The sequence below is a fragment of the Olleya sediminilitoris genome, from assembly GCF_016785945.1.
GTDB lineage: Bacteria > Bacteroidota > Bacteroidia > Flavobacteriales > Flavobacteriaceae > Olleya > Olleya sediminilitoris.
The window spans coordinates 49052-63395 of sequence record NZ_JAEMEF010000003.1; the positions used below are offsets into that span (position 1 = coordinate 49052).

The following is a 14344-nucleotide window of genomic DNA, read 5'->3' on the forward strand; positions in this document are numbered from 1 at the left end:
TTAGTTTTGGTCCCACCAAACTGGGAAGTTAATATCATTACCATTAGTTGCACTTGCTGCTTGATTATAGTTTTCGGCATTTAAAGCTTCTTCTTCTGCAGGATAAGGCATTCTTACAGGTATTAATCCATTGTTTAAACTTGCAGATATTGCATTAAACTCAGGAAAACCTGTACGTCTGTAGTCTACCCAACCTTCATAACCATTTATAAGATTAGCAATCCATTTTTGGGTGATAATTTGTTGTAAAGGTGTTGTTCCAGGTGCATTATAAGCAGCATTGGTTGTTAGGTACGTTGCAGGTAAATCGGTTTGCCAATACTCAAAAGCTTGTGCGACTCCTGTTTCATATAATTCTTGTGCGTTGGCGCTAATTAAGCCTTTTAAAGCAGCTTCAGCTAAAATAAAATGAACTTCCCAAGAGGTTATAAAATTAGCATCCAAAACCGAAGTGTCTTCTCTAAAAGCACTTCCAGCTAACGAATAGTCTGCCAAAGCAATTGATGTTGATGAAGCATCAATACCATTAATCAATCCATTAAATTGATTAGAAGACGAGTTTTCAAAAGGTTTGAAAAACGTACTTATTCTATCATCATTTAGGTCAATTAAAATGTTTTCCATCGTTTCCGATAAGACAAAATTATTAAAATCTCCTATTCTTAATTGAGCCAATCTAAAGCTGTTTGGATCTGTGTTTGTAAAGTTGAAAATAGCATTTTCAGCTGTAGCTGAAATATAATTATCTTCATTATATATGGTTTGTAATTCAGTTGAAACATCCACTTGATCGGAAATACGAAGCAAATATTTTAATTTTAAACTATTTGCAAATTTTACCCAAGCGTCTAAATCTCCATTAAATAAAATATCTCCTTCCAACGGAATCGCTAGATCGTAATTTGTAATAGCTTCAATCCCTTTATCAAGGTTATCTAATATCCCGTCTTCATTTAAATAAATAGATTCTTGACTGTCATAACTTGGTGTAACGGTTCCCTCTATTCCATTAAAGGCTTCAAAATAGGGCACATCACCAAACAAATCTGTTAATCCTGCTGCCATATATGCTTTTAAAATTAAAGCAGGACCTTCATAGACTTTAAAGGTTGAGGTGGTTTTGGATTGTGTTAATATAATCTCGTTATCACGTAAATTGGTGTAAAATATTGGCCAAGGATTTCCACCTAATTGTGGCGATTTTAAGGCGTGTCTGTCAAATAAATTGAAATCTAAGGCAGTCCTGTGTTGCGATAATAAATCTCCAGCAACAAAACCTTCATAACTCATTTGTTCTCCAAAATCATAAATAACCTGACGTAGTAGCAAACTAGGTTGTACTGTGTTTGGCGCATTAGGATTGGTGTTTATGTCTTCAAAGTCTTTAGTGCAACTTGTCATTAAAAGAAGCGTAAAAAAACTTAATATGTATAATGTGTTTTTCATGATGTGTCTATTAAAAATTTAAACTTGCTTTTAATCCAAAACTGCGTGATGTGGCATAACTCATGTCTTCTACACCACTAACAAAACCGTTACCTTGTACTGCTAATTGTTCTGGGTCAAAGTGTGGGTTTTCAGTAATAACAAATAGGTTTTTACCAATTAAAGACACTGCAATGTCTCCACCTTCTTTTAAGCCTAAAAAGCCCTCTTTTAATTTAAAATTATAGCCAACAGAAAATTGTCTCAATTTTAGGTAAGAGGCATCGTAGACGTTGTTTTCTTCGTGGTTTCTGTCGTAAAACTGTCTGTAGTAGCTTTCAGCAGTAATGGCAATAGTATTAGGTGTTCCAGATTGTGTTACACCTTCTGCAATAATACCATCTTCTGGTCTGTACTCTGTTTCGGCTAATTGTCCTCCAACATTACCTAAAGCACTGGTTCTTGATACAATTTCTCCACCTTGTCTCCAATCAAACAAAAAGCTAGCAGACCAGTTTTTGTAGTTAAAATCGTTGCTCCATCCTAAAGTGAAATCTGGATTATAGTTTCCTAGTTTTTGTAGGTTGTTATCTGCAATGTAGTTTCCGTTGTCATCAATTATAAATTGATCATTTTCATTTTTTAAATATCCAGTACCATAAATGTCTCCAATCTGTCCACCTTCTTCAACTTGAAACCAAACCGTTTGATTGGCACTATCATAAATTCGGCTATAAGCCAAAGTTAAACGACCGTCTGCTTGCGGTAACTCTTCAATAGTTGCTTTGTTTTTAGCAAAATTGAAGGTTGTATTCCATTTAAAATTAGACGTTTTAATAGGAGTGAACCCAGCGATAATTTCGACACCAGTCGATTTTACTTTTCCACCATTAACGACTTGTTGATCATAACCTGACGAAATTGGTATTGGTAATGAAATTATTTGATCTTTTGTTATAGCATTATAATAGGTAAAGTCAAAACGAATACGATCTTTCAAGAAACGTAAATCTGCACCAAATTCGTAATTAGTGGTGCTTTCTGGTTTTAATTCTGAATTAGGAATAAAATCCTGATTACTAAAAGTAGGTTGACTGTTAAAAGGTGTTTGCGATACAAAAGCTCCGGAAGTTTGATATGGATTAGTATCGTTACCAACCTGTGCCACACTGGCTCTTAGTTTTGCAAAAGATACAGCTTCAGGAAGCTCTGCAACATTGGATAAAATAAAACTGGCTGAAGCCGAAGGATAGAAAAAAGAAGTACCATCCACCGAAAAAGGTGTTGCTAAAGCACTAGACCAATCATTACGACCAGTAATGTCTAAAAACAGAAAATCTTTATAGCCTAATTTTGCAATTCCATAAAAGGAATTGATACGTTTTTTAGAGTCAAACTGAAACACTTCAATAGGTGATGCAGCATTATTTAAATTAAAAATTCCAGGTTGTGCCAAACTAACCGTTTGTGATTGCTTGGTTGATGCTGTTTGGTTTAATCGGTTTCCACCAATGGATGCATCTAATTTAAAATCGCCAAACGTATTATTGTAATTTAATAGAAAATCGGTATTAACTTCTCTGTAAAACACATCATGTTCTGCGTAAGCACCATTTTGAAAACGATTACTAGAATACGCACGTTTTAGTAGTCTTTTTTCAGAGGAATAATCCATACCTGTTCTAACCTGAAGATTTAGATGGTCTGTAAATTTATGTGTAATAGCAACGTTTCCGAAGACACGATCACGATTAAAACTATTTGTGTTTTCGTATAAAATAAAATAAGGATTATCAAAAAACGTATAGTTAAAACTATATTGTTGTACACCTTCTAAACCTGGTTGCCAATAGTTTTTTAAGCTATTAATATCAAGGCTTCGTGGTCCCCAAGCTACCAAACTGTAATTTACATTTTCGCTACCATAACCGTTAGATGGTCTGTTATCACTTGTAGAATTAGTGTATGATAATGAGGTTGAAATTGTTGTTTTTTCTGTGGGCTCAAAATTTAGTTTTGCAGCAACAGTTTGTCGGTCTAAATTTACACCAGGAATAATAGATTCGCTTCTTAAATCTGTAAACGATAATCTATAATCACCAGTATCAAAACCATTAGAAATAGCAATATTGTTTATTGTAGTAATTCCTGTTTGGTAAAAATCTTTTAAGTTATCTGGATTAGACTGGAATAAGGTTGGTGTAATAGCGTCACCAGAATATAAAGCAGTGTCTCCACCACGTACAACAGTTCCGTTTGCTAATGTCACTGGACTATTAAACTGCGGAACGTAAATACCAGCATCCAATTGTGGTCCCCAAGAATAGGTGATATTATCATTAATTCCGCCTCCAAGACCATCAACGTATTCAAATTGTCCAGAATTACCTTGACCATAACTGTTCTGAAAATCTGGTAATCTAAACGCATTGTCAACAAATAACGACGTGTTAATGCTAATTCCTAAACCTTTAGTTTTTTTACCATCTTTGGTTTTAATAACAATCACTCCGTTGGATGCACGCGTACCATACAAAGCAGCAGCACTTGGACCTTTTAATACAGAAACCTCTTCGATATCGTCTGCATTAACTTCCATAGCTCCATTTCCAAAATCTATTTCCTGAAAACCAGCAGCAGCTTCGTTTGTAAAGTTAAAAACAGTGTTGTTGTTAATTGGCACACCATCCACTACAAACAAAGGATTGTTGTTAGAAAATGAGGCTTCACCACGAATCGTTATTTTTGAAGACGATCCAACACCTGTAGCACCTTGAGATACTGTAACACCTGCAAGTTTACCAGCCAAATTATCAATAAAGTTAACCGTTTTAACTTCGGTTAAACCTTCACTTTTTAAAGATTGTACCACATATCCAAGCTCTTTTGTATCTCGTTCTAGACCCAAAGCAGTTATAACTACTTCGTCTAAATTTGAGGTGTCTTCTTCTAAAATAACATTAATAACCGATTGATTATTAATTGCAATTTGTTGTGTTTTGTAACCAATAAATGAGAATGTTAAGGTTTCCGTTTCCTCAGAAATTGTAATAGAATAATAACCGCTGTTATCGGATATTGTTCCGTTATTTTGGTCTGCTAAAATATTAACGTATGCTAAAGTTTGACCATCTTGTGCACTTGTTACAGTACCAGTAATTGTAGTTTGTGCAACGCTAAATGTACAAACAAGAAGCAAAGCACATAAGTAAATGTGTTTCATTTAAATTAAATTAGTTTCAGTATAAAATTGGCTAAAAGCCACTAGTGGTTGGTGTAAACTAATTTAGGAGACCCTTTGTTAAAAGGTAATTGTTGTGGTAATAATAGGTATTGTAATGCTATGTGTTTAAGTATCGCTTTCGCGGAAATACAAAGCTGTAGTATTATAGTTTTTAGTGTTTTTGAAACCGTTTTATAACTATTTAAAATAGCTTTTAAGTCTTTAAACGAATCGATATCGTTTAAGGTTTCAAGCGTACTAAAAGTAATTTTAGTTGAAGATAAATAGTGTAACGTTGTGCTTTTTAAAGCTGAAGTTTGCCAAGGTAAATTTTTAAATTGCTTAGCATTATATAGGTTTTTGGTCAAACCCATTAAATAAAATCCGCCATCTTTTGATGGTCCAAAAACCAACTGATTGTTGTTTAGTTTTTGGTAAGCATCATTTATGTGCTTGGTTTTTAAATGTGGTGTGTCATTTCCTATAGAAATAACATTAGTAAAACCTCTATCAAAAACCGATTGAATAGCATTTGTAAAACGATCACCAAAATTTAAACCTTGTTGCTGTGCTTCAGTAAAATGAAAAAACGGTAATCCTGTTTTTTTTACTTTTTTAATAGTCTCGTTTGTAAGTGTTTCAAACAACAGACTATCTGAAAAAGATTTGCGTTTAGCATCCTCTTTAGCAGAATTAGAAAAAATTAAAATGGCAGTTTTAGTCTTCATTTATGGATTTCCGCGACAGCGAAAAAAGTTAGTTTTATATTAAGCAACAACACCTTGACAGCTACTTCCTGCTCCTGCAGTACAACCATAACAATGTTGTGAAATTACAATGTTTCTACCTTCAAGTAATTCGGTTTTGTAGTCTGATATGTGTTTAGATTTACTGTTTACAGGCAATTCTAGCATTTGGTTAAAATCGCAATCAAATAAATAACCATCCCAACTTACTGACAATGTATTGGTGCACATAACGTTTGCTACAGCAGCTGGATTATAAGCCTCTACTAATGAGTACATATAATCCTCGTAGTTTTCTGAAGCTATTAAAAAGTCCAAAAATCTAGCAATTGGTAGGTTTGTAATTGCAAATAAGTTATGAAACTGAATGCTAAAATCTTCCATCAATGCTTTTTTGAAATCTTTTTCCATAGCCATTTGGTCACCAGGTAAAAAGGCTCCTGAAGGATTGTAAACCAAGTCCAATTTTAAATCGCTTCCTGGCATACCATAACCAACAGCATTTAATTCCTGTAAGGCTTTAATAGACATGTCAAACACACCTTTGCCACGTTGTTTGTCTGTTTTACCACGAGTCCAGTGTGGCATTGAGCTTATAACATGGATGTTGTGCTTTTTGAAAAACTGTGGTAAATCGTAATATTTTTTATTAGCACGAATAATAGTTAAATTAGAACGCACGATAAAGTCTTTAATTCCAATTTTAGAAGCTTCTTCTACAAACCATCTAAAATTCGGGTTCATTTCTGGAGCACCTCCTGTTAAATCTAAAGTATGTGCACCAGTTGTTTTTATAACATCCAAGATTTGTTGCATGGTCTCTTGGGTCATGATTTCCTTTCGGTCTGGACCTGCATCAACGTGACAATGCTCACACACTTGATTACACATGTAACCAACGTTAATTTGTAAAATTTCTAAAGGTTTTGCTTTAAGTGGAAACTGACTAGTTTCGGAAATTTTATTTTTAAAAGTTGGTAATTCGCCATCAGCAAAAATTCCGCCAGATAATATTTCTAGTTGTTTATTGCTTTTTGCTAAATCGCTACCTAGTTTTTTAAGAGATTTTGTTGCCATTAATCGTGTTGTCTTATTTGTAATTCTTACGTAAGTAAACCTATTTTGGTTTTATATTAACCGTCTAATTTGTTTACTTTATTCATCATTTGTACACCATGTACTAAAGTCGCTCCACTTTTTATTGCAGCACCAACGTGTATGGCTTCCATCATTTCTTCTTTGGTAACACCACGTTGTAAACCGTCTTTAGTATAGGCATCAATACAATATGGACATTGCTCTGTATGTGCTACAGCTAATGCTATTAATGATTTTTCGCGAGCAGTTAAAGCGCCTTCTTCAAATACTTTTCCGTAGTAGTCAAAAAACTTGTTACCAAGTTCTTCATTCCATTCTGTTATTTTTCCAAATTTTCTTAGGTCTGCTGGATCGTAATATGTTTTTGCCATTTTATTTTTTTTTAAAGATAGATATCTAAAATCGTTTTGTCGTTAAGGTTTAAAACTACTAACAAAATTTATATTTTTTTTAATTAATAGTTAGTTGGTTTAGGAAGTGTAAATTTTTTAGTTTGAATAATTTCGTTGTTTAAAATCGTTTTATTTAAAAAATAAAACACGTCATCTAAGTCTTCTGGATGTACATTGGCAGCGTCATGATTACCTTCGTTTACTATGTTTAAATAGTAAGGTGAATTTAATTGTTCTAATTTTTGGGTAATCGTTTTTGCACCATGAAGTGTTATGTATCCTGGTTTTTTTGGATTACAATTTTGATGAGGAGCAGTTCCGAATGGTACAGCATAGTCTTTTGTACCATGGGTAAGTGCTACAGGAATTGCATTTTCTGAAGTTAAATAATCAATATCTACAATCGCTCCTGAAAATCCTATAACACCAGCATATTTAATGTTTTTATAACTGTCAACATTTGGGATAAAAAAACGTTTCATAAAAGCAACATGTAAAGCTGTTTCTGCTCCAGCACTACTTCCTGCAGCAATCATTTTAGAAGTATCTACTTGAAGCATGTTGCTATTTTGGTAGACGAAATTAGTTGCGTCTAAAAAATCTATGACAGCTTGGTTGAAAGTGAATAATTTGTCTTCTTTGCTACAATTACATCCAAAACCAGTTTTAGTTCCTTTTCTTAATAATCTATAGGATATTGAAACACCAATATAACCATTTTTGTTTGCGGCTTTTACAATGTTAAATTCGTCAATACCATTGCGTCCACCACCAGAAAAGCCTCCACCATGCATCCAAATAATAACAGGTAAACTGTCTGTTGGTTTAACGTTTTCTGGTGTGTAAACATCTAGTTTAAGAGTGTCTAATCCTTTTGTTGCGTATGTGTAGGTTTTCATAGTTTGGGCTATACTTGTAAAACAAGTTAATATAATAATTACTGTATAAATCTGTTTCATTTAAGCTGTTAAGTTATTTAAAAACCAATTTTTTTGTAGGTAAAGGTCAAAAAAAAACAATTAAAAATTAATTTAATTGTTTTTAGATTTCTTAAATAAAATAGTATTCAAAAATTTAGTATTCTGTTTTATCCTCTTTTTTTGACCATTCTTGAAATGGTTTTAAGGCAATATCTCGTGCTAATTGTTCAAATGGAATACTTCTTTTTTCGTATGGTAATGGGATTTCTTTGTATATAAATTCATCATCAAAACCAATATTTGCTGCATCTACTTGATTGCTTCCATAGTACACTTTGTCTGGTCTGGCCCAATAAATAGCACCTAAACACATTGGACAAGGTTCGCAAGAGGTGTAAATTTCACAACCCTCTAACTGAAAAGAATCTAAGTTTTTACAGGCATCTCTAATAGCTGTAACTTCTGCATGAGCAGTTGGATCGTTAGTAGAGGTTACTTTATTGTTTCCTCTTCCAATTATTTTTCCGTCTTTTACAATGACACATCCAAAAGGTCCTCCTTCGTTATTATTCATTCCTTTTAAAGCTGCATTAACAGCTTCCATCATGAATTTGTCTTTATTATCCATAGTTTTTAATTTTAAATATTAATGTTTAAACAAGTTGTGTTGCTTGAAATACAATACATTTAGGTATTAAAACCAAAAAACCCGAACATCAGTTCGGGTTTTTAGTGGTGGTGCCTCCAGGAATCGAACCAGGGACACAAGGATTTTCAGTCCTTTGCTCTACCAACTGAGCTAAGGCACCAGTAGCAATAAATTGCGAGTGCAAATATAGTTTCTATTTTAGAAGTACCAAAAGAAAAACGAAAAAAAATGAAATTATTTTTCGTTTTTTAAAAAATCAAAAGGTATTGCTCTGTTTTTCAATATTATAAAATTATTAAGACTTTTATTACAATGGTTTTGTAATTTTACCGTTTTTAAATACAATATGAATTTAATTGTAGACGTAGGGAATACTAGAATAAAACTTGCTGTTTTTGATAAAAATAGATTGTTAGAAATTAGAATTGCTGATAGTTTTACCATTTTGGAGACATTAAAACAGCTAAAATTGGACTATCCAAAACTTAACCTTGCTATTGTGTCCTCTGTTGGTTATTTGCAAGATAAGGTGTTACAATATTTAGGCCTGCAATTTGAGTTGACTATATTAGATAACAATACAAAAGTTCCTTTTACAAATTTATACGCTACACCTAAAACTTTAGGTATAGATCGGATTGCATTGGTTTGTGCGTCAGTACAACAATTTTCGCAAAAAAATGTTTTAATTATTGATGCAGGAACATGTATTACCTATGATTTTATAAATAAGGACAATGAATATTTAGGAGGAGCCATATCTCCTGGTGTCAGAATGCGTTACGAAGCATTACATAATCAAACTGCAAATTTACCTTTGTTAGAAACAGAAATGCCAATTCAAATTATTGGTAATTCTACAATAGGATCCATAAATAGTGGGATTATTTATGGTGTTTTGAATGAAATTGATGGAATTATTGAACAATATAGCGCATTATATTTAGATTTAACAATTATTTTAACAGGAGGAGATGCTAATTTTTTGTCAAAGCAATTAAAAAGTAGCATATTTGCCAACTCAAATTTCCTGTTAGAGGGTTTGAATTATATATTACAACATAACACAGTCGAATGATTAAAAAACTTGTATTAGTTTTTATTGCATTATTTGCAATTCAAAGTTACGCTCAGAATGGAACATCTTCACCATATTCTTTTTATGGTATAGGTAGTTTAAATTTTAAAGGTTCTGTAGAGAATCGAAGTATGGGAGGATTAGGTGTATACAAGGATAGTATTCATATTAATTTCCAAAATCCAGCTACTTATGCTGGAAACAACTTAGCTTCTTTTAATAACGAGTCTAGACCTGTTAAGTTTGCTGTAGCTGGTAGTGGAACAGCAACAAGTCTTAAAGCAAATACAACTAGCGATAAATCAAAAAGTGCAAATTTTGATTATTTAGGGCTTTCAATTCCTCTTGGTAAATTCGGTTTTGGTTTTGGAATTCAACCATATTCATCAGTTGGATATAAACTTGAGACAAACAATGATTCTGATGATTTGGAAAATAGATACGAAGGTGAAGGAGGTCTTAATAAAGTGTTTTTAAGTTTTGGTTATCAGATCGATTCATCATTAAGTATAGGTTTGCAAGCAGACTACAATTTTGGTAATATTGAGAATAATACTGTAAATATTCGTTACAATGAAGATAATTTACCTCTACAATACCAAACTAAAGAATATAATAAGTCAGAATTAAGTGGTGTTAATTTTAATTTAGGATTACATTACCAAAAAATGATTAGTGATAAATTAGAATTACAAACGTCTCTTACATACACACCAAAAACAGAACTTACTTCTAAAAACTTACGCACCTTTTCAACGATTTATGTTGGTGAGACATCAGATTCTGATATTATCTTTAATCAGCTTGATGGTAATCTTGAAGCTTCTAATTTACAAGAAACAAATTTAACTTTACCATCAAAGTTTAGTATTGGAGCTGGTCTTGGGCAACCAAGGAAGTGGTTTGCTGGTATAGAGTATACTACACAAAACACAAGTGAATTTTATAATCCATTATACGATAATGTTGGTGCAACCTTTGAGGATGCTTCAAAATTATCAATTGGAGGGTTTTTTATTCCGGAATATAATTCGTTTTCAAAATACTGGAAAAGAATGACTTACAGAGCTGGTTTGCGCTTTGAGAATACAGGTCTAAACATTAATAACGAAAGTATTAAAGAGTTTGGCATGTCTTTTGGAGTAGGTGTACCAGTCGGAAACGTTTTTTCTAATGCAAACATAGGTTTAGAGTTTGGTCAAAAAGGAACTTTGAATGCTAATTTAGTAAAAGAAAATTTTGTAAGCTTCCAGGTTAGTTTATCACTTAACGATAGATGGTTTATTAAAAAGAAATATAATTAACAGCATAAAATTTAAGACTATGAGAACTAAAATTACTTTATTAATAGCTTTGATGTTTGGGCTTAATTTTGGATTTGCACAAAATACAGAGGAGTGCATGACTAAATTGTCTTTAATGTCAGAAGCATCTAAGGCTAAAAATTACGAGGCAGCTTACCAGCCATTTATGGACTTAAGAAAAGACTGTCCTAAGTACAATAAAGCCATTTATGTATATGGTGAAAAAATATTAAATCATTATATAGACAAGGCTGCAGGCGCAGATAAATTAGCTTACGTTAAAGATTTATTATCAATGTATGATGAAAGACTTGTGCATTTTGAAAGCCAAACTAAGGTTGGAGATATGATATCTGATAAAGCGCAATTGATGTATAAGTATAAAACTGAATTAGGTTTATCTAACGAAGAAGTTTATAACACTTTTGATAAAGCGTATACAACAGATTTAAAAACATTCAAAAATCCTAAAGCATTATATACTTATTTTTCACTAATGGTTGATTTATTTGATGCTGGAAAGAAAACAGATCAAGAGTTATTTGACAAGTATGATGATGTAGTAGATAAAATTGAAACTGAAGTAAAAATTAGTTCTGAAGGATTGAATAAACTTATTGCTAAAGAAGAAGCAGGAACAGCTTTAACTAAAAAGGATAAACAATACAAAAAATATTACGAGAGCTCATTAAAAGTTTTTGATCAAATAGTTGGTAGTGTAGATTCTAAATTAGGTGATAGAGCAAACTGTCAAAATTTAATTCCTTTATACCAAAAGGATTATGAAGCTAATAAAAACAATACAGTTTGGTTACAACGTGCAATGAACAAGCTTTACGAAAAAGGATGTAAAACTGATCCTATGTTTGTTAAAATCTTAAATCAAAAGAATACTATCGAGCCTAACGCAGATACAGCTTATTATCTATATATTAATACAGGAGAACAAAGATATTTAGATCAAACAATGCAATTAGAAACAGATCCTATCAAAAAGGCTAAATTGACTAAGAAAATTGGATTAGATTTTTACAAAAGCGGAAGCTATGGTAAAGCTAGACAATACTTTCAACAAGCATTATCTTTAAACCCATCAGACAAAAAGCCTCATGAGTATATCTCAAGATCTTATGCTGCAAGTGCAAATAGCTGTGGTGATACAAATTTTAACAAACGTGCTGTATTCTGGTTAGCAGCTACTGAAGCTAGAAAAGCAGGTAACACAGCATTAGCTAATAGTTACCAAGCTAAAGCTCCAACTAAATCAGAGATTTTTTCTGCAGGTAATGCAGGACAAACAATTAAGATTGGATGTTGGATAGGAAGAAGTGTAACAGTGCCAAGTTTATAATGCAAAAGCATAACTTACATATTATTAAAAACTCAGTCATAGCATTTGCTATGACTTTGTTTTTTGCATGTAAAAGCAATTTAAAGGACGTTAAAAAAATGAGTATGTCTGCTAATGAGCCTGTAGGTGTATCAGACAGTATTAATGTTAAATACACTGACTCAGGTAGGCTTTCTGCAAATTTGGTTAGTCCTAAAATGTTTGATTATAGTAACAGGATGTTTTCTTATTCAGAGTTTCCTGACGGAATTGTATTGTATTTATATGATGATAAAAATGCAAAAACAACAGTTATATCAGATTATGCAATTATATACAATAACACTAATTTAATTGATTTGCAAGGTAATGTTATAGCAGCAACTCCTACAATGGATACATTGTATGCAGATCAATTATATTATGATCAAAGTAAAGAATGGTTATTTACTAATAAACCGGCTACTTACAGATCTAAAGGTTACGTCACTAGTGGTAATGGGTTTGATTCTGATAAAAATTTTACAAAAGCCGAAATTTTAGGTGTAACAGGTCAATTTGCTGTGCAAGAATAACTAAGGTTTTAAACTCTAAAGCCTACCATTTTTAGTATATTTACTTAAACTTATTAATTTATAAATGAAAGTTTTCAAAATTTTTCAATACGCTTATTTAGTTTTTGCTGTCTTATTTTTATACGATGCGTTTGTAAGTTGGGGAGAGACTAGAGCTTACATGTCCTTGCTATTAGGTCTTACAGCTGTATTTATGTTCTTTTTTAAACAAAAATTTAATAAAAAGTTCGATAATAAAAATCGTAAATAAATGGTATCATCAGTGATTATCATTGTCGTTTGTTTGTTTCTTTCCGCTTTTTTTTCAGGAATGGAAATAGCTTACGTGTCTTCCAATAAAATTCATATTGAAATAGAAAAAAAACAGGAAGGATTTTTAGCTAAAATTTTATCAAAAATTACAGCTAAGCCTTCTAAATTTATTGCTACAATGCTAATTGGAAATAATATAGCATTAGTAATTTATGGTTTTTTCATGGGTGATTTATTAATGGATTGGTTCCAAAGTTTTTTACCAACCACAAATCCTTTTTTAACCTATGTTTTTACCGATTTTAGTTTGTTAACTCAAACAATACTATCAACATTACTTATTTTATTTACTGCTGAGTTTTTACCCAAAGTATTCTTTCAAATATATTCAAATACCTTATTAAAGGTTTTGGCCTTTCCTGCTTATCTTTTTTATTTGTTATTCAGTTGGGTTTCAGATTTTGTAATCTGGATTAGTGATGTTGTGTTAAAAAAATTCTTTAAAACAGAAGGTGATCAAGTACAGCTAGCTTTTACTAAAGTTGAATTGGGACATTACATAAGCGAACAAATGGAAAGTGTTGAAGAAGATGAAGATATCGATTCTGAAATACAAATTTTTCAAAATGCATTAGAGTTTTCAGAAGTTAAAGCAAGAGAAGTTATGGTACCTCGTACCGAAATTATTGCTTTAGAACTTCAAGATTCAGTGCAAGAATTAAGTGCATTATTTACCGAAACAGGATGTTCTAAAATTGTAATATATAAAGAAACTATAGACGATATTTTAGGTTATGCACATTCTTTTGATTTGTTTAAAAAACCAAAAAATATAGGCTCTATGATTATGCCTGTAGAGCTTGTACCAGAAACGATGCTAATTAAAGATATACTTAACGTGTTAATAAAAAAGCGTAAAAGTATAGCTGTTGTTGTTGATGAATATGGTGGGACGTCTGGTATAATGACGGTTGAGGATATAGTAGAAGAGTTATTTGGCGAAATTGAAGATGAACACGATACCATTGATTTAATCGAAGAACAAAAAAGTGATACTAAATTTGTGTTTTCAGCAAGATTAGAAGTAGATTATATCAACGAAACTTATAAGCTTAATTTACCTGAAGGTGAAAACTATGAAACTTTAGGAGGTCTAATTGTGGACCACACAGAGCAAATCCCTTTGCAAAGTGAAATTGTAGAGACTGATAAATTTGAATTTAAAATTTTAGAAGCCTCAAACACTAAAATCGAGCTGGTTGAACTTAATATCAAACCTGAAGACTAAGCTTACTCTTCAAATTTCTTTCATTTTTACTCAAGTCTATCTATTTAAAGTATTTATTGTAAAA

Annotated in this window: 12 protein-coding genes and 1 tRNA gene; 5 read left to right on the forward strand and 8 right to left on the reverse strand. The window is 32.0% G+C overall.

Annotated features, from left to right (window positions below; all coding sequences use genetic code 11):
- The 8 genes from JAO71_RS04515 to JAO71_RS04550 form a co-directional block, all read right to left on the reverse strand.
- Nucleotides 1-1446 carry a SusD/RagB family nutrient-binding outer membrane lipoprotein gene (locus JAO71_RS04515; protein WP_116824037.1) on the reverse strand — a complete coding sequence of 482 codons (1446 nt, stop codon included), beginning with the start codon at nucleotides 1444-1446 and terminating at the stop codon, nucleotides 1-3.
- 10 nt (nucleotides 1447-1456) lie between these two features.
- Nucleotides 1457-4648: a SusC/RagA family TonB-linked outer membrane protein gene (locus tag JAO71_RS04520; RefSeq protein WP_116824038.1), complete on the reverse strand. Its 3192-nt coding sequence runs from the start codon at nucleotides 4646-4648 to the stop codon at nucleotides 1457-1459.
- 41 nt (nucleotides 4649-4689) lie between these two features.
- Nucleotides 4690-5376: a TIGR04282 family arsenosugar biosynthesis glycosyltransferase gene (locus tag JAO71_RS04525; RefSeq protein ID WP_116824039.1), complete on the reverse strand. Its 687-nt coding sequence runs from the start codon at nucleotides 5374-5376 to the stop codon at nucleotides 4690-4692.
- 39 nt (nucleotides 5377-5415) lie between these two features.
- On the reverse strand, nucleotides 5416-6471 hold the full coding sequence (gene arsS, locus JAO71_RS04530; RefSeq protein ID WP_116824040.1) for an arsenosugar biosynthesis radical SAM (seleno)protein ArsS: 1056 nt from the start codon (nucleotides 6469-6471) through the stop codon (nucleotides 5416-5418).
- A 56-nt stretch (nucleotides 6472-6527) separates the two neighbouring features.
- Nucleotides 6528-6863, reverse strand: a complete 336-nt coding sequence (locus JAO71_RS04535) for an arsenosugar biosynthesis-associated peroxidase-like protein (protein ID WP_028283334.1) — start codon at nucleotides 6861-6863, stop codon at nucleotides 6528-6530.
- An 83-nt stretch (nucleotides 6864-6946) separates the two neighbouring features.
- Nucleotides 6947-7843, reverse strand: coding sequence for an alpha/beta hydrolase (locus JAO71_RS04540; RefSeq protein WP_202999215.1), 897 nt, complete (start codon nucleotides 7841-7843; stop codon nucleotides 6947-6949).
- 115 nt (nucleotides 7844-7958) lie between these two features.
- Nucleotides 7959-8432, reverse strand: coding sequence for a nucleoside deaminase (locus JAO71_RS04545; RefSeq protein WP_054852004.1), 474 nt, complete (start codon nucleotides 8430-8432; stop codon nucleotides 7959-7961).
- Nucleotides 8433-8537: 105 nt separating this feature from the next.
- A tRNA-Phe gene (locus tag JAO71_RS04550) sits at nucleotides 8538-8613 on the reverse strand.
- A gap of 186 nt (nucleotides 8614-8799) precedes the next feature.
- Here JAO71_RS04550 and JAO71_RS04555 point away from each other — a divergent pair.
- The 5 genes from JAO71_RS04555 (at nucleotide 8800) to JAO71_RS04575 (ending at nucleotide 14280) form a co-directional block, all read left to right on the forward strand.
- Nucleotides 8800-9531 (forward strand): type III pantothenate kinase, encoded by a 732-nt coding sequence (locus tag JAO71_RS04555; protein ID WP_202999217.1) that lies wholly within the window; start codon nucleotides 8800-8802, stop codon nucleotides 9529-9531.
- Nucleotides 9528-10835 (forward strand): hypothetical protein, encoded by a 1308-nt coding sequence (locus JAO71_RS04560; RefSeq protein WP_116824043.1) that lies wholly within the window; start codon nucleotides 9528-9530, stop codon nucleotides 10833-10835. The genes JAO71_RS04555 and JAO71_RS04560 overlap by 4 nt, the downstream gene beginning before the upstream one ends.
- 19 nt (nucleotides 10836-10854) lie before the next feature.
- Nucleotides 10855-12186, forward strand: coding sequence for a hypothetical protein (locus JAO71_RS04565; protein ID WP_116824044.1), 1332 nt, complete (start codon nucleotides 10855-10857; stop codon nucleotides 12184-12186).
- Entirely contained in the window at nucleotides 12186-12740 is a 555-nt protein-coding gene (lptC, locus tag JAO71_RS04570; RefSeq protein WP_028289114.1) for an LPS export ABC transporter periplasmic protein LptC, read from the forward strand. The genes JAO71_RS04565 and lptC overlap by 1 nt, the downstream gene beginning before the upstream one ends.
- A gap of 250 nt (nucleotides 12741-12990) precedes the next feature.
- Complete coding sequence (locus JAO71_RS04575; protein ID WP_116824047.1) at nucleotides 12991-14280, forward strand: hemolysin family protein; 1290 nt, start codon at nucleotides 12991-12993, stop codon at nucleotides 14278-14280.
- Nucleotides 14281-14344: the final 64 nt, after the last annotated feature.

Excerpts from the sequence above, each read along its gene's own strand:
- JAO71_RS04535 (WP_028283334.1), bottom strand. The coding sequence starts at position 6,863 with ATGGCAAAAACATATTACGATCCAGCAGACCTAAGAAAATTTGGAAAA.
- JAO71_RS04515 (WP_116824037.1), bottom strand. The coding sequence starts at position 1,446 with ATGAAAAACACATTATACATATTAAGTTTTTTTACGCTTCTTTTAATG.
- JAO71_RS04565 (WP_116824044.1), top strand. The coding sequence starts at position 10,855 with ATGAGAACTAAAATTACTTTATTAATAGCTTTGATGTTTGGGCTTAAT.
- JAO71_RS04560 (WP_116824043.1), top strand. The coding sequence starts at position 9,528 with ATGATTAAAAAACTTGTATTAGTTTTTATTGCATTATTTGCAATTCAA.
- JAO71_RS04575 (WP_116824047.1), top strand. The coding sequence starts at position 12,991 with ATGGTATCATCAGTGATTATCATTGTCGTTTGTTTGTTTCTTTCCGCT.
- lptC (WP_028289114.1), top strand. The coding sequence starts at position 12,186 with ATGCAAAAGCATAACTTACATATTATTAAAAACTCAGTCATAGCATTT.
- JAO71_RS04520 (WP_116824038.1), bottom strand. The coding sequence starts at position 4,648 with ATGAAACACATTTACTTATGTGCTTTGCTTCTTGTTTGTACATTTAGC.
- JAO71_RS04525 (WP_116824039.1), bottom strand. The coding sequence starts at position 5,376 with ATGAAGACTAAAACTGCCATTTTAATTTTTTCTAATTCTGCTAAAGAG.
- JAO71_RS04540 (WP_202999215.1), bottom strand. The coding sequence starts at position 7,843 with ATGAAACAGATTTATACAGTAATTATTATATTAACTTGTTTTACAAGT.
- JAO71_RS04555 (WP_202999217.1), top strand. The coding sequence starts at position 8,800 with ATGAATTTAATTGTAGACGTAGGGAATACTAGAATAAAACTTGCTGTT.
- arsS (WP_116824040.1), bottom strand. The coding sequence starts at position 6,471 with ATGGCAACAAAATCTCTTAAAAAACTAGGTAGCGATTTAGCAAAAAGC.
- JAO71_RS04545 (WP_054852004.1), bottom strand. The coding sequence starts at position 8,432 with ATGGATAATAAAGACAAATTCATGATGGAAGCTGTTAATGCAGCTTTA.